At 37.0% G+C, this 23345-nt stretch carries 20 protein-coding genes and 8 tRNA genes; 23 read left to right on the forward strand and 5 right to left on the reverse strand.

Annotation, left to right across the window (positions count from 1 at the left end):
* Positions 1-10: 10 nt before the first annotated feature.
* The 11 genes from HMPREF1495_RS00140 to HMPREF1495_RS00190 all read left to right on the forward strand — a co-directional run bounded on the left by HMPREF1495_RS00140 (position 11) and on the right by HMPREF1495_RS00190 (position 2524).
* A tRNA-Asp gene (locus tag HMPREF1495_RS00140) sits at positions 11-84 on the forward strand.
* A 35-nt stretch (positions 85-119) separates the two neighbouring features.
* A tRNA-Val gene (locus tag HMPREF1495_RS00145) sits at positions 120-192 on the forward strand.
* Between the two features lie 62 nt (positions 193-254).
* Positions 255-327 (forward strand) — tRNA-Thr (locus HMPREF1495_RS00150).
* 39 nt (positions 328-366) lie between these two features.
* Positions 367-448, forward strand: a tRNA-Tyr gene (locus HMPREF1495_RS00155).
* Positions 449-497: 49 nt separating this feature from the next.
* Positions 498-571: transfer RNA gene (locus tag HMPREF1495_RS00160), tRNA-Met, on the forward strand.
* A gap of 4 nt (positions 572-575) precedes the next feature.
* Positions 576-648: transfer RNA gene (locus tag HMPREF1495_RS00165), tRNA-Phe, on the forward strand.
* Positions 649-661: 13 nt separating this feature from the next.
* A tRNA-Lys gene (locus HMPREF1495_RS00170) sits at positions 662-734 on the forward strand.
* Positions 735-829: 95 nt separating this feature from the next.
* A complete protein-coding gene (locus tag HMPREF1495_RS00175) occupies positions 830-1069 on the forward strand; it encodes a hypothetical protein (protein ID WP_034211061.1) in 240 nt (79 codons plus the stop codon).
* Between the two features lie 708 nt (positions 1070-1777).
* Positions 1778-1987, forward strand: coding sequence for a hypothetical protein (locus HMPREF1495_RS00180; RefSeq protein ID WP_242832817.1), 210 nt, complete (start codon positions 1778-1780; stop codon positions 1985-1987).
* 25 nt (positions 1988-2012) lie between these two features.
* Entirely contained in the window at positions 2013-2282 is a 270-nt protein-coding gene (locus HMPREF1495_RS00185; RefSeq protein ID WP_034211063.1) for a hypothetical protein, read from the forward strand.
* 11 nt (positions 2283-2293) lie between these two features.
* Positions 2294-2524 carry a hypothetical protein gene (locus HMPREF1495_RS00190; protein ID WP_034211065.1) on the forward strand — a complete coding sequence of 77 codons (231 nt, stop codon included), beginning with the start codon at positions 2294-2296 and terminating at the stop codon, positions 2522-2524.
* A 62-nt stretch (positions 2525-2586) separates the two neighbouring features.
* On the opposite strand, the gene HMPREF1495_RS00195 is transcribed toward HMPREF1495_RS00190, so the two are convergent.
* The 3 genes from HMPREF1495_RS00195 to HMPREF1495_RS00200 form a co-directional block, all read right to left on the reverse strand.
* Positions 2587-3549 (reverse strand): Mbeg1-like protein, encoded by a 963-nt coding sequence (locus tag HMPREF1495_RS00195; protein WP_034211067.1) that lies wholly within the window; start codon positions 3547-3549, stop codon positions 2587-2589.
* 148 nt (positions 3550-3697) lie between these two features.
* Positions 3698-3862, reverse strand: coding sequence for a hypothetical protein (locus HMPREF1495_RS13725; protein WP_156912968.1), 165 nt, complete (start codon positions 3860-3862; stop codon positions 3698-3700).
* Positions 3863-3931: 69 nt separating this feature from the next.
* Positions 3932-4005 (reverse strand) — tRNA-Pro (locus HMPREF1495_RS00200).
* A 165-nt stretch (positions 4006-4170) separates the two neighbouring features.
* Here HMPREF1495_RS00200 and HMPREF1495_RS13500 point away from each other — a divergent pair.
* Both HMPREF1495_RS13500 and HMPREF1495_RS00210 read left to right on the forward strand, forming a co-directional pair.
* Positions 4171-4728, forward strand: coding sequence for a hypothetical protein (locus HMPREF1495_RS13500; RefSeq protein WP_084544478.1), 558 nt, complete (start codon positions 4171-4173; stop codon positions 4726-4728).
* A gap of 229 nt (positions 4729-4957) precedes the next feature.
* The gene (locus HMPREF1495_RS00210; protein ID WP_034211069.1) at positions 4958-5332 is read left to right on the forward strand and encodes a hypothetical protein; all 375 of its coding nucleotides are present in this window, start codon (positions 4958-4960) and stop codon (positions 5330-5332) included.
* 180 nt (positions 5333-5512) lie between these two features.
* On the opposite strand, the gene HMPREF1495_RS00215 is transcribed toward HMPREF1495_RS00210, so the two are convergent.
* Positions 5513-6295, reverse strand: a complete 783-nt coding sequence (locus HMPREF1495_RS00215) for a cell wall-binding protein (RefSeq protein WP_034211071.1) — start codon at positions 6293-6295, stop codon at positions 5513-5515.
* 151 nt (positions 6296-6446) lie between these two features.
* On the reverse strand, positions 6447-7097 hold the full coding sequence (locus HMPREF1495_RS00220; protein WP_034211073.1) for a helix-turn-helix transcriptional regulator: 651 nt from the start codon (positions 7095-7097) through the stop codon (positions 6447-6449).
* A gap of 615 nt (positions 7098-7712) precedes the next feature.
* Here HMPREF1495_RS00220 and HMPREF1495_RS00225 point away from each other — a divergent pair.
* The 10 genes from HMPREF1495_RS00225 to HMPREF1495_RS00270 all read left to right on the forward strand — a co-directional run bounded on the left by HMPREF1495_RS00225 (position 7713) and on the right by HMPREF1495_RS00270 (position 22373).
* A complete protein-coding gene (locus HMPREF1495_RS00225; protein ID WP_034211075.1) occupies positions 7713-9398 on the forward strand; it encodes a tryptophanase in 1686 nt (561 codons plus the stop codon).
* Positions 9399-9477: 79 nt separating this feature from the next.
* Positions 9478-10824 (forward strand): sodium-dependent transporter, encoded by a 1347-nt coding sequence (locus HMPREF1495_RS00230; protein ID WP_007595100.1) that lies wholly within the window; start codon positions 9478-9480, stop codon positions 10822-10824.
* A gap of 180 nt (positions 10825-11004) precedes the next feature.
* On the forward strand, positions 11005-12036 hold the full coding sequence (gene hrcA, locus HMPREF1495_RS00235) for a heat-inducible transcriptional repressor HrcA (protein WP_007595104.1): 1032 nt from the start codon (positions 11005-11007) through the stop codon (positions 12034-12036).
* An 11-nt stretch (positions 12037-12047) separates the two neighbouring features.
* On the forward strand, positions 12048-12665 hold the full coding sequence (gene grpE, locus HMPREF1495_RS00240; protein WP_007595105.1) for a nucleotide exchange factor GrpE: 618 nt from the start codon (positions 12048-12050) through the stop codon (positions 12663-12665).
* Between the two features lie 94 nt (positions 12666-12759).
* Positions 12760-14625 carry a molecular chaperone DnaK gene (gene dnaK / locus HMPREF1495_RS00245; RefSeq protein ID WP_034211079.1) on the forward strand — a complete coding sequence of 622 codons (1866 nt, stop codon included), beginning with the start codon at positions 12760-12762 and terminating at the stop codon, positions 14623-14625.
* 15 nt (positions 14626-14640) lie between these two features.
* Positions 14641-15744, forward strand: coding sequence for a molecular chaperone DnaJ (dnaJ, locus tag HMPREF1495_RS00250; RefSeq protein ID WP_034211081.1), 1104 nt, complete (start codon positions 14641-14643; stop codon positions 15742-15744).
* 115 nt (positions 15745-15859) lie between these two features.
* Positions 15860-16414 (forward strand): dTDP-4-dehydrorhamnose 3,5-epimerase, encoded by a 555-nt coding sequence (gene rfbC, locus HMPREF1495_RS00255; RefSeq protein ID WP_007595110.1) that lies wholly within the window; start codon positions 15860-15862, stop codon positions 16412-16414.
* Between the two features lie 86 nt (positions 16415-16500).
* A complete protein-coding gene (locus HMPREF1495_RS00260) occupies positions 16501-17310 on the forward strand; it encodes an ABC transporter permease (protein ID WP_007595111.1) in 810 nt (269 codons plus the stop codon).
* An 8-nt stretch (positions 17311-17318) separates the two neighbouring features.
* Positions 17319-18647: an ABC transporter ATP-binding protein gene (locus HMPREF1495_RS00265; protein ID WP_034211084.1), complete on the forward strand. Its 1329-nt coding sequence runs from the start codon at positions 17319-17321 to the stop codon at positions 18645-18647.
* Between the two features lie 12 nt (positions 18648-18659).
* The gene (locus HMPREF1495_RS00270) at positions 18660-22373 is read left to right on the forward strand and encodes a glycosyltransferase (RefSeq protein WP_034211086.1); all 3714 of its coding nucleotides are present in this window, start codon (positions 18660-18662) and stop codon (positions 22371-22373) included.
* Positions 22374-23345: the final 972 nt, after the last annotated feature.

The raw sequence follows: 23345 nt of genomic DNA on the forward strand, positions 1-23345 counted from the left end.
ACCTTTATATGGCCCGATGGCTCAGTTGGTTAGAGCGCCGCCCTGTCACGGCGGAGGTCGTCGGTTCGAGTCCGATTCGGGTCGTTACTTAAAGAATTCCAGCCTTTAAGTTTATGTATGGGATCTTAGCTCAGCTGGGAGAGCATCTGCCTTACAAGCAGAGGGTCACAGGTTCGAGCCCTGTAGGTCCCATTCATCTTTGGAAAAAAGATGGTATTGACATTATATTAGTCATATGATAGTATAGTGTACATGCCGATATGGCTCAATTGGCAGAGCAGCTGATTTGTAATCAGCAGGTTATCGGTTCGAGTCCGATTATCGGCTTTTACTCTTTGGAGTAAAGGTAAAGAACTAAATAAGTTTGGGGGAATTCCCGAGAGGCCAAAGGGGACAGACTGTAAATCTGCTAGCACTGCTTTCGGTGGTTCGAATCCACCTTCCCCCATTGTTCAGTCACTCTTTTTAAGAGTGAGTTTTATTCTGAATATAGTTATCGCGGGGTAGAGCAGTCTGGAAGCTCGTCGGGCTCATAACCCGGAGGCCGCAGGTTCAAATCCTGTCCCCGCAATTATGCCTTGATAGCTCAGTTGGTAGAGCAGAGGACTGAAAATCCTCGTGTCACTGGTTCGATTCCGGTTCAAGGCATTTATTCTTTTATGGGATACTAGCTCAGGTGGTAGAGCACTTGACTTTTAATCAAGTTGTCCCGGGTTCGAGTCCCGGGTGTCTCACTAGTGTGAAAAGGCTCAAGGTTTTGATTTACAAGGCTTTGAGTCTTTTTTAATTTGTGAACTACACTTAGGTTAAGGAAGCTTTTGCGCATTTTTTGGAAGCAACTGCTAGATTAGAAGGAGACAGCGTTGATATTGATCCCGAAGTTGAAAAATTATGGCAACTTGTCCTAGAATACAGAGAAAAGATAGGAGATGAACTTATTACAGAGGCATCTACGTGGTCGTTAAAGGAGTGGATAGAAATCCTTGAAGAGTGTTTGTCTAGTGGAAAAACGTATTGGGAAGTCACGGGGGAAACGTATAGAGGACACGATAAGTCAGTAGATTATTGAAAATACATTAAAAGCTTTATGAAGTATAAGATGTTTTTTTAATTTGAGTGGCAAAATATATATAATTACTAAAGAGGAATACGTATAACGAGAGAAGAGCCAAAGTGGTATAGAGAGGAAGAATCAATATTGTATTCAGAATATATGAAGATTGAATTTTAAACATATAAACTGATGTGACTCCACTTTATAAATAAATTATTTGGCATTCTCCTAATTTAAGTTATGTATAGGCCAATTGACAAATTTCCGTAAATATGCGACAATCAACATAATTGGAAAGTAATCGTATAGGAGGTATACAGCCCTATGGGGAAAAGGCCGGTGCAACTCCGACTTACTTTCCTATAAATAAAATGGAAGTTTAGAGACACTTAATATAGGTGTCTCTTTTGTTATGTAAATTTTTAATTACTTATTGAATGGACAATGACTATGATATAGGTGCTATCATTCTTACGTCAGTAATTTATTTTTATTAAATGTAATCAAAGTAAAGGGTGAGCTACAGGTTAATAAGATAGAAAACATTATTTGAAATACTATGAATAGATGATAAAATGAAGGTAAGTTACTAGAATAAATTGCAGTGAATAATATATTTGAGGCATAAGAAAGGAACATTTACAGAGGTATATCCTAAACCTAAAGAGGGAGAAGATCCAAAAAATAGAAGATGGAGACAGGTTATATGCTTGATTACGAGTTTTGCAAATAAAGTATTATTTGAATAAAGAAATGAAGGTAAAATGGCTTGGTAAAACAGATTTTTCGGTATTAACAAATAACAAGATTTATGATGTAATATCTATAGAGCGTGGTTGGTATAGAATCATAGATGATTCAGGTGACGATTATTTGTATCCTCCTGATATGTTTGAAATCGTCGAGTGGGATGACAATATGCTGGTAAAGTAATTCTTACGAAGGGTGGTATATCATAATGAAAGCATTTTTACTTAAAAATGATAAAAACAGGATTTATTTTCAGAATTACGAGAGAATTTCTGCGGAAGAAGAGCTGATAAAATTACAAAGTATTTTAAAAAAGGAAAATATCAGTATCGGTAAAAAGCACGAAACACCATTGGATGATTTATATGATTGCGAAATAGATGGAAATCCTTTTACTATTGTAAGAACTGAAGAGGAAACTTTTCTCTATGCAGAATGTACGTACACTATTAAGAAGCTGTTAAAGATATTTGAATAAAAGAGGTGAATATGGCAGATAAGGTCAGCATTGAAGGAATAGCCTATATTGTGGGAAGAATAGTAGAAAGAGCAAGAGAAGCGGTCGAAGAATCAAGGGATAATAGAGAAGACGGTTTTAAGGACGGAAGAGCATTGGCATACTACGAGGTATTAGATATTTTAAGGACGGAACTTAGTGTCAGAGAAATAAGTTTAGAGAAAATCGGACTAAGTTTTGACTTGGAGAGAGAGCTACTGTAATAGTAAATATAGCAAGCAAAAAGGGATTAGAACCGTTTATTGATTCAAATCCCTTTCTATATTTAAGTTGTATGATTATTTTTACCCCAAGGCAGCCTTGTCGTGCCTGATTCTATTATTTTATCAAAGAAATTATTTACATATTCCTTGCGCTTACTTAAATCGGTGTTCTCCAATACCTTGTCTACAAAATTGTTGAATTTATCTGCATCCTTGTTTATATCATCAACATACTCAAAGTTTGTTCTTATACAGTTCCAGTTGAGTATATCATGCTGTAAGAAAGCAATATTATCGGCTTTTACCACCTTTATACTCTTCGTATTGTTAAAAATCATACCCACTACACAAAATTCCGGGACTATCTTGATTATTTTATTCTTTATAGCATTCATTATATCGGTATTGATCACTTCGTCACAAAGGTCGGGGCCGTCATTATTATAGATTGCAGTAATTCTATTCCTAAATAGTTCATCACACATTGCACAGGAGTAGATTGCAAGATTACCGCCCTTACTATGTCCTCCTACTATAAAATCTGTATTCGGATGACGAGAAATAACCTGCTTTAGAAAATCCAGTGCAAATTTCTGAGCCGGAATAACTGAAAAACTCATCATAAAGTCCTCTTTCCAGGCTACAATGCTGTCATCGGTTCCTCTGAATGCAATATACATCTGACTGTCGTCATACATAAATCCTGTTGATGAAAATTGGTATTTTTTCTCGTGATAGAGATCTATATAATCAAGTATCATAACATTACCGAATCTCTCGGAAGTTGCGAGAGCGTTCAAAAAATCTACATTTATTTCACTCATATAACCGTAGTGGTAGTCATGATTAATTAAGTATCTGCAGGCATCTGAAAGAGAAATGCCTATTGAATTTATTTCATTCTGCAAGTCTTTTAAGTCAAGATAGGAGAATAATGAAAAAATCGTATTATCAAGTTCATTAAAAGGAGAAACATCAAAAGATAAATCTCCACGCCATTTTATATAGTCAATGATATTTGCCATTATAACCTCCTTTTGTAAATACATTATGCATAGCTGAATACTATTACTTAAATATACAATAATATAAAATCAATTGATTGTAAACATAGATAAAGTGAAGTATGTATTAACTAGGGTTTTGAGAGTGTATAAACTTAATGAACTTTGATCAAACTTCGTAAAGCGGCTTCAGACGTCCCTCTTTTTTAAGTTGTTCTATTTCTTCGGGAGTTAATATGCGAATCTCTATTTTCTCTTCTGCAAGCTCCTTCATATGCTCCAAATATTCTTCTTGTGTAGCTTCACGCCTCTCATACTCATCATATAGTTTCATTTAATCGCCATCCGTAAAACTGCAAATGGCTTAAACAAGTGCTATACATGTTTAAGCCGTTTCTTAATATCGGAATGACAAGACTTGAACTTGCGACCTCTTGACCCCCAGTCAAGCGTGCTGCCAAACTGCACCACATCCCGTAAACTATTGATACAGTATTCATTATATAAAACTTTTCAATATTTGCCAACAAATTTTTTACTGAAATTCATATTCAATACACATAATCTAAGTTGACAGTTTTTGCAAACATTATATAATATTAATTAATAATTAAATTTATCTTTATATTTTAAGGAGTTAGTATGAAAAAAAGATTTTATTTGGCTTTATCCGCTCTTGCTATCAGTACAGCACTTACAATACCTGTATTTGCAGGGACATGGAAACAGGATAATACAGGCTGGTGGTACGAAAGAGATGATAAGAGCTTTCCTGTATCTGTTTGGGAGCAGATAGACGGATCATGGTATTACTTTAATGAGAACGGATACATGCTGTCAAATCAATGGTTTGGAAATTATTATCTCGGATCTACCGGTGCGATGCTTACAAATACTGTCGTAGACGGATATCAGGTAGGTGCAGACGGCGCATACATCCCCGCTTCTCAGTCTACAGGCAGTTCAAAATCAAATACTCAGAATGCGTCAACATCGGCATCTAACAACAGTCCAAACACAGGAACTGCTATAAATAACAGAGCAACTGATTATATATTAAATAAAAACAGCCATGTATTCCATTATTCAAACTGTACTGCAGTACAGAAGATGAGGGAACACAATAAGATACCTTTTAGCGGTACAAGAGATGAGGCTATTTCCAAAGGTTATACACCTTGTCAAATTTGCCATCCTTAGAACAAGTAATTATACTATACCAAATAGTATATATAGCAATTAAAAGACTATATATCCTTGTAATCATGATATATGGTCTTTTTATATTGTATCGTTTCATCATCAGTTATTTTTAATGCATACCCTCTCATAAACCTTAAATGAAAATTAATTTGTATAAATTGTAATATATGATAAAATAAACCTAAAGTAGCTATAAAAAGCAAGCATAATAGAGAGGAGAAAAGATATGAGTAGAAAGAATGATTTTTATTTATATTTCTGGGGAGGGCTTATCATGCTGGTAGTAGGTTTGTTCTTCTTATCACAAAAGGTAACTGTGACAAATTCCTTCTGGGGCGGCGGCATTAGACTGATGGGTATGCACATCAGTTCAGGATTGGTAATAGTACCGTTTATCTTTTCTTTAGTCTGGATATTTATAAGACCGAATAAAGGTTCAAAGATTGCTATGGTGCTAAGTGTACTTTTGATTATAGCAAGCCTTATTCAGTCAACCAGATTTTATATTCAGTATCTGACACTTTTTGATTGGATAGTGATGCTGGTACTTATTTTCGGAGGTGCGGCATTTATAGCAAAGAGCATGCTTATTAAATTCTAATAATAAAAGAGCAGGTGACTCACTTAAGTCCCTGCTCTTTTCTAATCTCTTTATTCTGTAACTGTTTTTGGCTTATGTCCTGCCACCATAGCATGGCCTGTGATGAAACACATTACCAATCCGACAACTGCTACAATTGCCCAAAATTGATGTTTTTTCAGCATATTAAAATCTCCTTTATTATTGAACCCAAACACCGTCTTGATTTATATTATATCCGTCGATAGTTGTATTTGTAACCATCTGTCCGTTGGTATCAAGGTAATACCAATGTCCGTTGTACTCGATCCACCCCTTCTTATAAAGACCTGATTCCTCAAAATAGTACCACTTATCATTGATAAGAGCCCAACCTACAGGCATATCACCGTTTGGCTGATTGAGATAGTATTTGTTACCGTTATTCTCAATCCATCCTGTAAGCATATTTCCGTTAGCATCAAAGAAATACCAAAGGTTGTTTACCATAAACCAGTTAGTGGCATGTGTACCGTCAGCTTTTCTGTAATGCCAAATACCGTTTGTTTGATACCAACCTGTAGTTGTTCCTGTATTTGTTGTGCTTGTACTTGTAGAAGTAGAGTTTGGAGTTGAACCGCCACGGCTTTTCTTAAATTCAGCGATTGTATCATAATCAAAATACTCAATCTCAGATGATACTGTCATTGAAGGACCGCCTTTTAACGGATAAACTCTGAATGAGTAGTTTCCTGCACCATTGTCTATGATAAGTTTTGTAAAATCATATTTCTCGGAGCTTGCAGCATTGTTTGAGCCGACTTTTTTGTTGCCCTTGTACAACTGTACTTTGTACTTTGTCTTGTCCTCGGTCTCATCCCAAGTTGCCAATGCCTTGCTTCCTACATCCCATGACGCACTACCTATACTATAGTCGGCAGCAAATACCGACATACTCATAAAGAGTGAAAAAAGCAGTGATAAAATTAAAATCAGTTTTTTCATAAAATTCCTTTCTTTTATACCGGATTTTTTTCACGTCTCTTTTTTAAAGAGACATATCTTTCATACTATTGTAGCACATAAATTGAGTAGTTAATATTACTTTTAATTAAAGATAATATATACTTTTTTAAACACATGTAAAAGTTTATTATCACTCATTTTTTACTGCCTCGAGATATCTGTACATACTTGCAGGAGAGCATGACAGTTTGAGACCTACTGTCTTTATGGCACCTTTCATAGAAAAAATACCTTTTTGATAGAGCTGACGTATTATATCAAGCTTCTCTGAATGGCTCAGCTTGCTGAAGGGAAGAGACTTATCAATCCTTTTTAATACTTCATCTATCGTATTTGAAATGTTTTCGGAAAAAACTGCCTGCTCATCGTTTCCCTTTATTTCAATAGAAATATTTTTGGATACATAATTATCCGGATGACATAGAGAAAATACAAGGTTTGAAAGTTCTCTGTACCTGTTGTCGTCAAAGTTTATATTGAGTGCTCCTACAGGTTTGCCTTTTTCATCTTTTATATAAAATGTAGAACATCTTAGAATCTTGCCGTTGGCTGAAAGAGCTCTATAGTTTGATATCCATTTCTTATCAGCGGATTCTTTATTCTGTAATAGGGTTTTCATCGTTGTACTGAGCACATCACCTGTTTGTCTGCCGCTTATATCTCCGTTTATTATATATATTATATGTTTTAGATCATATAGTATGATTTCATAGTCGGGACCCAGCAGAGTGCTCAAAAAATCGGAAAAATCAATATATCGCTTTATCTCAAATTCATTCATAAATACTCCAAATCATATTTGTATTGTACCGTCATATTAAAGCTTGAAGAAATATCTGTTATTATTATACCAAAACTTAAAATATTATGATATAAAATTTAAGTTTTAAGCAAAATCACGAAAATGATAAATTGATCAAAAAGAAGTTGATATAAAGAAAATGAGAAAAAATTCTCGCGAAAATTCTCAGATATTATTTGATTTAAAAATATATATGAAAATAAAGGGCTTTTAACTATATATCTGTATATCTGCTTAAAGACGAAGTTAAGAAAAATCCCGATAAATTTATCAAATAGCAATTTGTTTATTTCCAAAGAATTATCTTAAAATAAAAATTTAATGCAAAATGCACATAAATATACTAAAAATAAACCGCAACAAGCTTTTTATTAAACAATATTGACAATGTTCTAAAAAGGTGATAAATTATTCTCATAGCAATATTTAGACAATATTTCACTTATATATAAAACTTTTAGAGATTAAATGCATATAGTCTCGATAGTCAGATGGGATATATTTAGTGCTTAATGGGATTGTAATACCGTCCGCCAGTCGTTACTTACGATGACCGGGGTATCAAAATATATTTTTGTATTTGGAGGTATTAAAATGGAGTATGAGAAGATGTTAGGTGTAGAGGCACCGAAGTCATGGACACATGTAGTGAGAGAAGTTCCTACAGTTACACAGGAGCAAAGAAAGAAAGCCCTTGAGATGACTCATTATAATGAGTTTGCTTTTCCTGCAGGTCTTTTATATATCGACTGCCTTTCAGACTCAGGTACTACATCAATGACAGACACACAATGGTCGGCTATGTTCCTTGCAGACGAGTCTTACGGAAGAAATAAAGGATATTATGTTCTTTTGGATGCATTCAGAGATGTATGGGAAAGAGGAGACGATCAGAAGAGACTTATCAACTACATCAAAGAGGGCGTAGACAAGGATGATGTAGAGAAGATGATGAACGAGGTTTATCTGGTTGACTATGAAGGTGGATTTATCAATGGCGGTAAGTATCAGCTTTCAAGACCTAACACATTTATCGTTCCACAGGGACGTTGTGCGGAGGCACTTTTATTTGATGTATTAAAGCCGTTATTTGCAAAGAGATGGCCGGGTAAAGTATTTACTATTCCGTCAAATGCTCACTTTGATACTACAGAAGGTAATATCAAGCAGATGGGTAATGTACCTAGAAACCTTTTCCATAAGGAGATTTTATTTGAGGTACCTGAGAGCGGAAAGTATGAGAAGAATCCTTTCAAGGGAGATATGGACATAGATAAACTCAATCAGCTTATTGAAGCGGTAGGCGTTGAGAATGTTCCGCTTATTTATTCTACAGTAACAAACAACTCTGTATGCGGACAGGCTGTTTCTATGAAGAATATCAGAGAAGTTTCAAAGATAGCACATAAGTACAATATTCCTTTTGTTATGGACGGTGCAAGATGGGCAGAGAACTGCTACTTCATAAAGATGAATGAAGAGGGTTATGCCGACAAGTCAATCTGTGAAATAGCTAAAGAGATGTTCTCTTACTTTGATGTTGTTTCAGCATCACTTAAGAAAAACGGACATGCAAATATGGGTGGAGTTTTGGCTTTCCGTGACAAAGGTCTTTTCTGGCAGAAGTTCTCGGAGTTTAATGAGGACGGCAGCGTAAAGACAGATATCGGACATCTTTTAAAGGTTCGTCAGATATCAGCTTACGGTAATGATTCTTACGGCGGAATGTCGGGACATGATATCATGGCTCTTTGCCAGGGTATGTATGAAGAGGCAAGATTTGATTATCAGGATGAGAGAGTAAGACAGTGTCAGTATCTGGCAGACGGACTTACAGCAAACGGTGTTCCTGTAGTACAGCCTGCAGGCGGACACGGAATTTATATTGATGTTGATAAATTCTTCAACTATAAGAGAGGTCATGAGAGCTTTGCAGGACAGGCACTTTCTTTAGAGATGATCCATCGTTACGGTATTCGTTGTTCAGAGCTTGGTGATTTCTCTATGGAATATGATTTAAAGACTCCTGAGCAGCAAAAGGAAGTATGTAATGTTGTTCGTTTGGCTATCAACAGAAGTCAGTTCAGCAAACAGCATATGGATTATATTATTGCAGCATTGACACAACTTTATAAAGACAGAGATACGGTTCCTAATTTAAAGATTACATTCGGTCATACATTACCTATGAGACATTTCCATGCATGGGCAGAGCCATATGCTCCAAGCAAAGAAGAAATGTGTGATGAAGGAAATTACGGATACTGGGAAAAAAAATAAGACATATTGGCAGCCGGTCTTTTTAAAGACCGGACTGCTTTAAGGGGTACTTGCATTTTTGGCAAGATGGAGGAAGTTTATGGGTTCAGATAATACGCCTGTAAAGCAGGATGGTTTTAACTCACAAATAGGTTTTATTATAGCATGTGTAGGTTCAGCTGTAGGTATGGGAAACCTGTGGAGATTTCCGGTGCTTGTGTCAGCCTGGGGGGGAATGACTTTTTTGATTCCCTACTTTATATTCGTTATATTGATAGGCAGTACAGGAGTAGTGGAAGAAATCGCACTTGGAAGGAGCACAGGAAAAGGTCCTATAGGAGCATTCGGTGCTGCTATGGCTCATGCCGGAAAGAGCAGAAAAGTAGGTGAGAGCATAGGAATTATACCTACAATAGGTTCTTTAGCTCTTGCAATAGGTTATTCATGTGTAGTAGGTTGGATATTTAAATATGTAGTAATGGCATTTACAGGAAAGCTCTTTGGAATGGGAACAAACATGGATGTCATAGGTGGAACTTTCGGATCCACAGCTACAGCATTCGGAAATAATACATGGATAATAATAGCACTCATTGTAAACTTTGCTATTATGGCATTAGGAGTTGCTGACGGTATAGAGAAAGCAAATAAGTTTATGATGCCTCTGCTTTTTGTAATGATGATCGGACTTGCTGTTTATATAGGAATACAGCCGGGTGCAGTAAACGGATACAAGTATATCTTTACTGTAAATCCTGAAGGATTAAAAGATATAAGACTTTGGATATTTGCATTCGGACAGGCATTTTTCTCACTTTCTATTGCAGGTAACGGTACCGTTGTTTACGGTTCCTATCTCAGTAAGAAAGAGGATGTACCTTTCTCTGCAATGAACATAGCTATATTTGATACCTGTGCGGCACTTCTTGCAGCACTCGTTATTATACCTGCTATGGCTACATCGGGAGCGGAGCTCAGTGAAGGCGGTCCGGGACTTATGTTCATCTACCTTGTAAATATAATGAATCAGATGCCGGGCGGTATGATTGTAGGAATTATATTCTTTGTATGTGTTACATTTGCAGGACTCAGTTCACTTGTAAACCTTTATGAGGCGCCTGTAGCTACATTGCAGCAGCAGTTTAAACTCAGCAGAGTACAGTCTGTAGGAATTATCGGAGCAATCGGTGTGGTTGTTGCAGTTCTTATACAGGGAATTGTAGGAAGCTGGATGGATGCGGTATCTATCTATATTTGCCCGATAGGTGCAGTACTGGCATCAGTGATGTTGTTCTTCGTATTCGGAAAGAAGTATACCATGGAAGCTGTAAATGCAGGTGCAAAGAGACCGAAAGGAGAAATCTGGTTCTTCTTAGGTAAGTATGTATATACAGGTCTTGCATTGCTTGCACTTATAGCAGGTGCATTCTATGGAGGAATAGGTTGATAAGGCTATAATAAAAAATATAAACTCTCAGACATTTGTTTGGGAGTTTTTTATTTTGTATTTTATCGGTATAAAAAATTTAAAAAAGTTATTGACAAATATTCCCATATGGAATATAGTAGCTAATAGAGTTAGCACTCTAGATAAATGAGTGCTAACAAATAAAGAAGGGAGGAGCGAATGGATTCAGAGGACAGGAAAGCGATTATTTTAAAAGCTATTATAAAGAATTATATGGAAACCGGGGAGCCGGTAGGTTCAAGAACTATTTCAAAGCTCCCTGAGTTAAATTTGAGCTCTGCTACTATAAGAAATGAAATGAGCGATTTGGAAGATATGGGTTATATCTTACAGCCCCATACTTCTGCAGGACGTATACCTTCAGATAAGGGATACAGATTCTATGTAGATGAGATCTTGAGAGAAAAGGAGATAGAGACTGAAGCATTTAAGGATCTGATGTTTAAAAAAGTGGACAGATTGGAAAATGTCTTAAAGCAATTGGCAAAGATCATTGCAAGAGACACCAATTATGCCGCGATGATATCAGGGCCGAGTATACACTCCAATAAAGTAAAGTTTTTGCAACTCTCAAAGATAGATAAGTTCAAGCTCCTTTTGGTTACGGTTGCGGAAGGTAATATTATCAATAACAAGATAATAGATATCGACAGCGAAATATCGGAGAGCGAAATCTTAAACTTGAATCTGCTTATAAACACTTCATTAAACGGACTTACCGTGGAAGAGATAAACTTAAGCATCATGAATAAGTTACGAACGGATGCGGGAGTTTATGGAGATATAGTGGATAAGGTTTTACGAGAAGTAGCGGCAGTGTTTAAAAGTGCTACCGACAACCTTGAGATATATACAAGCGGTACCACAAATATTTTCAAGTACCCTGAGATCTCCGACAGAGAGAAGGCAAGTCAGCTTGTAAATGCTTTTGAAGAAAAGGATAAGCTTAAGGAAATACTTGCAGGGGTAAATGATGATGATAGTGACGGTATCAGAGTATATATCGGAAATGAAGTGCCGATTTCAGATATGAGAGATCTTTCCGTAGTTACAGCCAATTATGAAATAGGCGAAGGACTCAGAGGCTCTATAGGTATAGTAGGACCGAAGAGAATGGACTATGAGAAAGTATTAAAAACTATAAAAACTGTAATGGCATCGCTTGATGAGCAGTTTAAAAATGATGAATAGAGGAGAGGGCTGTGAAAGAAAAAGATTTAAAAAGAGAACAGGAAGAGAACAAAGAGGTTTTAGAAGGCGAAGAGACAGGGGAATTTGTTGAGGAAGCCGAAGAGACACCTGAGGAGGCGGCGGCAAAGGCTGCAGCTATGGAGGCTGAGGTGGAGGAAGCTTTCAGTGATGAAAATCTTGAAGGAAAGCCTGATAAAAAAGACCTTGCCATTGCGGATTTGACAGACAGACTTAAAAGAAGCATGGCGGAGTTTGATAATTTCAGAAAAAGAAGTGAAAAAGAAAAAGCTACCATGTTTGATATGGGAGCAAGAAGTGTGGCGGAAAAACTTTTGCCGGTAGTTGACAACTTTGAAAGAGCAATGCTTGCAACACCTTCAGAGGGTGAAGGCAAAGCCTTTGCTGACGGAATAGCAATGATATACAATCAGATGACAAAGACTCTTGAGGATTTGGGAGTTAAGCCGATTGATTGTGTGGGCAAAGAATTTGATCCTAACTTACATAATGCGGTAATGCATATAGAAGACGAAAGCTTAGGTGAAAATGTGGTTGCTGAGGAACTTTTAAAGGGATATATGTACAAGGACTCAGTTCTTAGACATAGCATGGTAAAGGTTGCTAATTAATTTTTGAGACTATATTTTGCTTTGTTTAAGCAGAGTGAAATATTTTATATAGATTTAAAAAATACAAATTTTGATTTATTAGGAGGATAAAATAATGGGTAAGATTATTGGTATAGATTTAGGTACAACAAACAGCTGTGTAGCAGTTATGGAGGGTGGAAAGCCTGTAGTTATTCCAAACTCTGAAGGTTCAAGAACAACACCTTCAGTTGTAGCATTTACAAAGACAGGTGAGAGACTTATAGGTGAGCCTGCAAAGCGTCAGGCAGTTACAAATGCAGACAGAACAATCTCTTCAATTAAGAGACATATGGGTACAGATTATAAGGTAACTATAGACGGTAAGTCATACACACCACAGGAGATTTCAGCAATGATTCTTCAGAAGCTTAAGGCTGATGCTGAGAGCTATTTAGGTGAGAAGGTTACAGAGGCTGTTATCACTGTTCCTGCATATTTCAACGATGCACAGCGTCAGGCTACAAAGGATGCAGGTAAGATTGCAGGTCTTGATGTAAAGAGAATTATCAACGAGCCTACAGCCGCAGCTCTTGCTTACGGTCTTGACAATGATGCTGAGCAAAAAATTATGGTATATGACCTTGGTGGCGGTACATTCGACGTTTCAATTATTGAGATCGGTGACGGAGTTATAGAAGTTTTGGCTACAAACGGTGATACACATCTTGGTGGTGACGACTTTGATAATAAGATTACAGATTGGCTTGTAAGCGAGTTTAAGAAGGCAGAGGGTGTAGATCTTTCAACAGATAAGATGGCACTTCAAAGACTTAGAGAAGCTGCAGAGAAGGCTAAAAAAGAGCTTTCAACAGCAACAACAACAAATATCAACCTTCCGTTTATCACTGCAACAGCAGAGGGACCGAAGCACCTTGATATTACTCTTACAAGAGCTAAGTTTGACGAGCTTACACTTGACCTTATTGAAAGAACAGCTGTACCTGTACAGAATGCTCTTAAGGATGCAGGTATCACAGCAAGCGATCTTGGAAAGGTATTGCTTGTAGGTGGATCTACAAGAATGATCAATGCACAGGAGAAGGTAAAAGCCCTTACAGGTATGGAGCCTTCAAAGAGCATCAACCCTGATGAAGGTGTTGCAATCGGTGCAGGTATTCAGGGCGGTAAGCTTTCTGGAGAAGCAGGCTCAGGAGATGTATTGCTTCTTGATGTTACTCCGCTTTCACTTTCAATCGAGACAATGGGTGGTGTAGCTACAAGACTTATCGAGAGAAATACTACAATACCTACAAAGAAGAGCCAGATATTCTCTACAGCTGCAGACAATCAGGAAGCTGTTGACATCCATGTAGTACAGGGTGAGAGACAGTTTGCAAGAGATAACAAGACTTTAGGACAGTTCAGACTTGACGGTATTTTACCTGCAAGAAGAGGTGTTCCACAGATAGAGGTTACATTTGATATTGATGCAAACGGTATCGTTAATGTATCCGCAAAAGACCTTGGAACAGGTAAGGAGCAGCATATCACAATCACTGCAGGTTCAAATATGTCAGACAGTGATATCGACAAGGCTGTAAAGGAAGCTGCAGAGTTTGAGGCACAGGATAAGAAGAGAAAAGAAGGCATTGATGTAAGAAATGAAGCCGACTCTATAGTATTCCAGACTGAAAATGCTCTAAAAGAGGTTGGTGACAATCTTGATGCAAATGACAAGGCTGCAGTTGAGGCTGATCTTACTGCATTGAAAGAGGCTATCAACAGAGCACCTATCGATGCTATGACAGATGATCAGATAAATGATATCAAGGCAGGCAAAGAGAAGCTTATGGAAAGTGCTCAGAAGCTTTTTGCAAAGGTATATGAGCAGGCCGGTGCGGCACAGAATGCAGGTGCAACAGCTGATACAACAGGAGCACAGGATGCAGGTACATCTTCAAATGACGATGTTATAGACGGTGATTTTAAAGAGGTATAATAAGGAGAGCAACTGATGGCAGAGAGTAAAAGAGATTACTATGAAGTACTTGGCGTGGATAAGAACGCTGATGACTCTGCAATAAAAAAGGCATATAGAGCGCTGGCAAAAAAATATCATCCGGATTCAAATCCTGATAATCCTGAGGCTGAAAAGAAGTTCAAGGAGGCCAGTGAAGCCTATTCAGTGCTAAGCGATCCTGATAAGAGAAGACAGTATGACCAATTCGGTCATGCTGCCTTTGATGGTGGAGCAGGTGCCGGTGCCGGAGCCGGCGGATTCGGAGGCTTCTCCGGATTTGATTTTGGCGGTGATGATATTTTCGGAGATCTCTTTGGAGGCATGTTTGGCGGTGGCGGAAGCAGAGCCACAAGAACAGGCCCGATGAAGGGAGCAAATGTAAGAGCATCTGTAAGACTTACCTTTGAAGAGGGTGTTTTCGGATGTAAGAAGGAAATCAAGGTAAACTTCAAGGAAGAATGTGCAACATGTCACGGTTCGGGAGCAAAGCCGGGTACATCACCTGCCACATGTCCTAAGTGTAACGGAAAGGGTCAGGTAATATATTCACAGCAGACTCTGTTTGGCACTATGCAGAATGTAAAGACATGTCCTGAATGTAACGGTACAGGAAAGATTATTAAGGATAAATGTCCTGATTGTAACGGTAAGGCATATATTCAAAAGAAGAAGAGCTTTGAGGTGGATATACCTGCAGGTATAGATAACGGTATGTCTATAAGAATGGCAGGAGGCGGAGAACCGGGAATAAACGGCGGTCCGAGAGGAGATCTGCTTGTAGAGGCGGTTGTAAGTCCTCATCCTATCTTTAAGCGCCAGGATACCAATATTTTCTCAACAGTGCCTATAAGCTTTGCAAAGGCTGCACTTGGCGGCAGTATCAGAGTAAAGACTGTAGACGGTGAAGTGGAAGTGGCGGTAAAAGCCGGAACTCAGACAGATACAAGAGTAAGATTAAAAGGCAAGGGAGTACCTTTCCTTAGAAATAAAAATAACAGAGGTGACCACTACATAACCTTGGTGGTATCGGTACCTACAAAGCTTACAAAGGAACAAAAGGAAGCACTGGAAGCCTTTGATGCGGCAATGAATAAATAAAATATAAGAGAAAGCCACTATTTGGTGGCTTTTTTTACGTTCGTATTTGACTGAAATACTACTGTGAAGTATAATTTAGAACAGTAATAAAGCTAAAACAACGAGGTGTATTAATATGGGAAAAATCACAGTAGAGAGATGTGAAATAGAGGGGTTATGTGTAATCACTCCTACAGTATTTAAAGATGACAGAGGATATTTTGTAGAAACATATAATCAGAACGACTTCAAAGAAGCGGGACTTGATATGGTCTTTGTACAGGACAATCAGTCAAAGTCATCAAAGGGAGTGCTTCGCGGACTTCATTTCCAAAAGGAGCATCCACAGGGTAAACTTGTAAGAGTTCTAAGCGGTGAAGTTTATGATGTTGCTGTGGATCTTAGAAAGAATTCAAAGACATTCGGAAAGTACTTCGGAGTACGTCTTTCAGATGAAAATAAAAAGCAGTTCTATATACCTGAGGGTTTTGCACACGGTTTTGTAGTACTCTCAGATGAGGCGGTGTTTGCATACAAATGTACAGACTTCTATCATCCAAATGATGAGGGCGGTCTTATATACAATGACCCGGATATAGGAATTGACTGGCCTGTAGACGGAATTGAGCTGATAATGTCTGATAAGGATACAAAGTGGAAAGGCCTTAAAGAAACATTTAAGTTTGATTGATTTTAATAATGGAATCCTGTGAGTTCACGAGATTCCTGATATATTTATTAATAAAACTTTGTAAAAAATAATGAATGGAAAAAGATATGAATATAATATCGCTTATACGAGAAATATTAAAATCAAGAGCAATCATATGGGATTTGGCAAAGGCTGATTTTAAGAAACGCTTTGTCGGGTCCTATTTTGGCATTGCATGGATGTTTGTTCAGCCTGTAGTTACCGTACTTATATACTTTTTGATCTTCCAGATGGGATTTAAGAGTACACCTCCGGTACCCGGAGTTCCATATGTGGTTTGGCTGGTTCCGGGCATTGTGCCATGGTTTTTCTTTGCGGAGACTCTAAACCTCGGAACCTCGGTGCTTTCAGAATACAATTATCTTGTAAAGAAAGTAGTGTTTAATGTATCAATACTGCCCGTTATCAAGGTGATTTCATGCCTTATAGTACATGGAATCTTTGTTGTGATAATGATAACCATGACTTTGGCATTCGGCAGATTACCTATGGTAAGTTGGATAGGAATAGTGTATTACAGTTTCTGCTTGTCAATATTTGCACTTGCAATAATATATATAACCTGTGCAATAAATGTATTCTTTAAGGATATGTCACAGATAGTGGGAATTGCATTACAGTTTGGAATGTGGATGACACCTATAATGTGGGACCCTACAATGTTCTCATATTTCCCGGCAAAGGTTGAAAAGATAATGAAATTAAATCCTGTATACTATATTGTGGTCGGATACAGAGACAGCATACTCAGAGGAAACTTTTTCTTTGAAAGACCGGGACTTACAGTGTATTTTTGGGTTGTTACAGTAATACTGTTATTTATCGGACTTAGAATGTTTAATAAGTTAAGACCACATTTTTCAGATGTATTATAAGGAGAAGTATGCAGAGCAATTTAGCGATAAATGTCTGTGATGTTACCAAGATCTACAGACTGTATGATAAGCCTATAGACAGGTTAAAGGAGAGTATTTCCCTTACACATAAAAAATATCACAAGGAATTCTTTGCCTTGGATAAAATATCCTTTAGTGTAGAAAAAGGATCTACGGTTGGAATTATAGGAACAAACGGTTCGGGAAAGTCAACCATATTAAAAATAATAACCGGAGTATTAAATCCCACTACAGGAAGTGTGGAAGTTGACGGAAATATTTCCGCACTTTTGGAGCTTGGTGCAGGCTTTAATATGGACTATACCGGCATTGAAAATATATATATGAACGGAACCATGATGGGCTTTAGCAGAGAGCAGATGGAGGCAAAGCTTCCTGAGATCTTGGAGTTTGCCGATATAGGTGACTTTGTGTATCAGCCTGTAAAAACCTATTCATCAGGTATGTTTGTAAGACTTGCATTTGCACTTGCAATAAATGTAGAGCCTGAGATTTTGATAGTGGATGAGGCGCTTTCGGTAGGAGACGTTTTCTTCCAGGCCAAATGCTATAGAAGAATGGAAGAGATAAGAAAAACCGGTACTACCATATTGATGGTAACCCATGATATGGGAAGTGTAATAAAGTACTGTGACAAGGTAATACTTTTAAACAAGGGAGAGTTTTTGGCGGAAGGTCCTGCAGGAGAAATGGTGGATCTGTATAAAAAGATCCTGGCAGGTAGAATGGACGATCTGGAAGCCGATCTTGCAAAGAGACTTGACAGTAATTTCTCAGATATGATGGAATTAAACAATGATATAAATAAGACACATGCAAAAGAATATCATGGTCTTATGAAGCATAAGATTTCCATCAATCCGAATAAAACAGAGTATGGTGACGGCAGGGCGGAAATATATGATTTGGGACTTTTAGATTCCAAGGGAGAGCTTACCAATCTTTTGCTTAAGGGCGAAGAGTTTACCATCAGAGAGAAGATAAGATTTAATGCAAATATCGAATCTCCTATATTTACATTCACCATTAAAGATAAAAAAGGAACGGAACTTAGCGGTACCAATACAATGTTTGAAGGCGTGGAAGTAAAACCCGTAAAGCCGGGTGATGAAGCGGTTGTGGAATTCAAGCAGAAAATGACTCTACAGGGTGGAGAGTATCTTCTAAGTATGAGCTGTACAGGATTTGAAAACGGTACGCATGTTGTATATCACAGACTCTATGATGTTACATTCATAACAGTTATTTCAAACAAGAATACTGTGGGTGTTTATGATATGGAATCAAAGGTAAATCTTACTCAAAAGAGTAATTAAAAGGGAGAGAAAATGAGTCTTTTAGAACTTTCAAAAAAGTATGGAAAAGATGAATATAGTCTTTTGAAAGAAAATCCCGGTTTGGAAAATTTGTCTTTCTTTTCATCACTATCCCTTGGAAATACGGAATGGATAGATATAAAGGGTAAGACATTATTCTTAGGAAGTCAAATAGCTATATTGGATGATTTATGTAAAAAATCAAAAGTATATATTTATGAAGACGATATGGAAAGGCTTGGAAGTGTGCAGGCTGTTTTCGGTATTGATATAGAATATATAACCGATTTTGAGAGCATAGAGCTTAATGATTTTGATACCGTGATTGCCTATGGCAGTGATATGGTAGTTAAGTTAATGCAAAGAGAAAAGCCGAACACAAAGCTGGTTTTGATATTTGATAATAAATACGGAATGAACTACTTTGAAGAAGAGTTTGGAGACAAAGAGGCTTTAAGTGTAAAAACTGTAAGAGAATGGATAGGTGAGCATTCCACATATTATCCATATCCGAACTACAGGTATGTGTATAAGCTCTTCTCAGATAAGGAGATGCCGGGAGCAGGTGAGCTTTCACAGATAAAGGCATATGATTATCCAAGATTTGCACTGAAAGATATCGGAGAAAGATTTTCACAGGCTGCAAAAACAGGAGATTTTGACAGCTTTGCAAACTCATATATTATAGTTGCCGGTGGAAATGAGGAGAATGTCTATATCAAATACAACAGAACCAGACTTCCAAAGTATCAGATAAAGACGGAGATCAGACTTAGAGACGGTAAAAAGTATGTTGTAAAGTCCGCTTTGAAAAAAGAGGGTATTCCACATATTTTGGGTATGTATGACGGCGCAAAGCTTATTAAAAATGACAGCGTAACAGTTCTTGAAGGAACTTTTAAAAATGCCGGAGAAATAGACTTCCCGTTTATAAACGGAAAGTCTTTAAGCAGGCTTTGTGAGGACTGTATAAGAAAAGATATTAACGGATTTATAGAAGGCGTTAAAGAATATCTTAAAAAGATAGTGGATGAGGATGCTCTTAATCTGGATGCAATATTTGATAATTTTATATTGGACGGCGATAAACTTACAGCGATAGACTGCGAGTGGATATTTGACGAGTCAATGGATTTTATAAAGGATAGAGAACTCTTTATAAAATATCGCGCTTTACACAGCTTCTATCAAAACAATTCAAATAAGATTCAGGATAAATTCAGTTTAACTGAAACTGATTTTATGGCAAGTTTTTGTATAGATGATATTGACGGAATGGACTTTATCGAAAGAAGATTCCAGGATTATATACATGGAGATTACCAAGAGGTTTATCTGGATAATTACTTTGTAGAGACTGTAAGCCATGAAACTCTAAACGATGGATTGGTAGCACTTGCCGAATTGCCACATGCAAAAAATAAGATAAATGAGCTTACTGAAATCAATAAGGACAGAGAGCTTGCCATCAAAGAGATGAACAGGCTTAAGACACTTACAGATAATCATGTAAACAATCTGGGCATCATAATAGATAATTTAAGGCATGAGAATGAAGAGCTTGCAAAGACATTAAATGTTTATAATAACAATCTCTCTATTCCGTTTAGGATAAGAAGAAAGCTAAGTACTGTTTATAATAAGAAATATCCTAAAGGAAGCGTGGAAAGAAAGAAGTTGAACTACAGACTTATGAGTATTTTCCACCCTATAAAGTATTTTAAGCTGACCCATTCGGAACAGGGAAGAAACCTTATAGAGGGTGAATTTAAGATAGGTGATCTATACAGGGAAAAGGGTAAGATAAACTTCCCATATGTGGAAAATCCTAAGGTAAGTATTATTATACCGGTATACAATCAAATACATTATACCTATGCCTGTCTGGTGTCAATTCTTGAAAATACCGAAAGCTTTGACTATGAGATAATTATTGCAGATGATGTATCCACAGATGCGACAAAGGAAATTGACAAATTCGTAAGCGGGCTTGTAATTGCAAGAAATGAAAGCAATCAGGGATTTTTAAAGAATTGCAATAATGCCGCAAAAAAGGCAAGAGGCGAGTATATATTCTTCTTAAACAATGATACAACCGTACAAAAGGATTGGTTGCCACCTCTGATAAAACTGCTTGAGTCTGATGAGAGTATAGGGATGGTAGGTTCAAAACTTATATATCCTGACGGCAGATTGCAGGAGGCCGGCGGAATCATATGGAGTGACGGCAGCGGCTGGAACTATGGAAGATGTGATGATCCGAATAAGCCTGAGTACAATTATGTAAGAGATGTGGATTATATATCCGGTGCCGCAATAATGCTTAGCAGAAAACTCTGGGAAGAAATCGGAGGATTTGATGAGAGATATGCACCTGCATACTGTGAGGATTCCGATCTTGCCTTTGAAGTGAGAAAAAGAGGCTTAAGAGTGGTATATCAGCCGCTCAGTGTGGTAACTCACTTTGAGGGAGTATCAAACGGTACGGATGTCAACGGTACAGGTCTTAAGAGATATCAGGTAGAGAACAATAAAAAGCTTCAGGAAAAATGGAGTGAGGAGTTCAAAAACCAGTACGACAATGTCGGTGTACCGAATGCATTCAGAGCCAGAGAAAGAAGCAGAGGTAAAAAGGTCATTCTCTTTGTGGATCACTATGTTCCGACATTTGATAAGGACGCAGGTTCAAAGACCACCTTCCAGTATATAAAGATGTTTATAGAAAGAGGTTATGTGGTCAAGTTTTTGCCGGATAACTTTGCCAAGTCCGAGCCATATACTTCCATACTTGAACAAATGGGCGTAGAGGTGCTATACGGTAATGAGATGAGAACAAATATATTTGAATGGATCGAAAACAATCAGTCAAATATTGATATTGCATATCTTAACAGACCGCATATAGCTACAAAGTATATTGATTTCATCAAAGAAAAAACAGATATCAAGGTAATATATTACGGTCATGACTTACATTTTCTGCGTGAAAGAAGAGAGTATGAGCTTACAGGTGATGTGGAAAGAAAAAATGCCAGTGCATATTGGAAGAGTATGGAGCTTGACCTGATGAGAAAGGCAAGCATAAGCTATTATCCTTCAAATGTTGAGGTGGACTATATACATACCTTTGACAAGAAGATAAATGCCAAAGCAATTACAGCCTATGTTTTTGAAAAGTTTGGCAATATTGACTACAATCCCGATATCAGAGAAGGTGTACTGTTTGTGGGAGGATTTTCACATCCGCCAAATGCAGATGCATTGAAGTATTTCCTTGATAATATGTGGGATGAAATCTATGCACAGATAAAAGCACCTTTTTATATAGTCGGTTCCAATGCTACGGACGAGATAAAGGCTCTTCACAATGAAGCTAAAGGAATTATATTTAAAGGCTTTGTCAGTGAAGAAGAGCTGAAAGAACTGTATGAGAAGGTAAGACTTGTTGTGGTACCTCTAAGATACGGAGCAGGAGTAAAGGGCAAGGTAATAGAGGCTCTATACTATAATGATCCGGTAATAACCACAGGTGTCGGAGCAGAGGGTATAGACAACTCATATAATCAAATGCTTGTCGCAGATGATCCGGGTGATTTTGTAGAAAAGTGTGTGAATCTTTATAATGACAAAGAAGCCCTTAAAGCTATGAGCAAGGCGGCAGATGATTATGTGAAGAATAAGCATAGTATAGAAGCTGTGTGGGATATAATAAGGGAAGATTTTTAGAAAAAGAGAGTCTTGGAAATTAAGTTTTCCGAGGCTCTTTTTGCTTTAAAGAGTTATTTAAATTATACATAATATTCAGATAATTAAAACAATATACACAATTAACACAGATTAAAACGGCTATTTAAAGTAAATAATAAAATAAAATGATAAAAATATCAAAAATATAAGAAAATAGTATTGACATAAATAAAATATCTGATATACTGTAGACATAAACAAAGAGAGAATATATTCTTAAAAGTTTGATGAATGCATATCCACAGGGAAAAGGTAGAAAGACTTTAAAAGTGGAAATTTAAGAAAGAGAGGTACAGTCCAAAGAAAACTTAAGTAATGATTAGACTTTGATCTAATCCGGAACCTATAAGAAGATTGATGAGATAATATATTATTGAAGACTCTAAAAGTTACTATCTGAAAAATCGGTTAGGATAGTACTCATACAAGTTTTATGACGAGAAAGTAGAATTTGAATGAGAGATGGACCGTGTAGATAGATTGATAACAACCATGTATTAGATGTGAAAGGAAGCTTATAGGAGGGATAAAACTTAAAAACTGAATAGGAACATCTATATAGAATGTCCGGTAAAATCGTGGTAGGACATCAGAAATATAGAAAAAAGGTTCTTTATGGAAGCGAGGATTAATCGATGGAACCAGGAATATTTTGAAGAGAGCATTAATGTGAAAGGTTAGTGCTCTCTTCTTTTTTATGTAAATGTAGGGATTTAAAGTAAACGAGTGTATAGATTTTCGTAATTTGGTTAGGTTTTACTAACTTAAGAATGCTAAAAGTTGCTTTCCATATACAAAATATATATTTTTTAAGCAAATAAATACAGATTAAAAGACAGAAAACCTGTATACAACTTGAAAAAATAAATTTAAAACATGAGTACTTGTATAAAATTAATAAAATACATAAAAATATATATAAATTTTACAAAAAAGCTTTAAAATTTCTTT

This window comes from Lachnoanaerobaculum sp. MSX33 (assembly GCF_000512995.1).
In the GTDB taxonomy this organism is placed as follows: Bacteria; Bacillota; Clostridia; order Lachnospirales; family Lachnospiraceae; genus Lachnoanaerobaculum.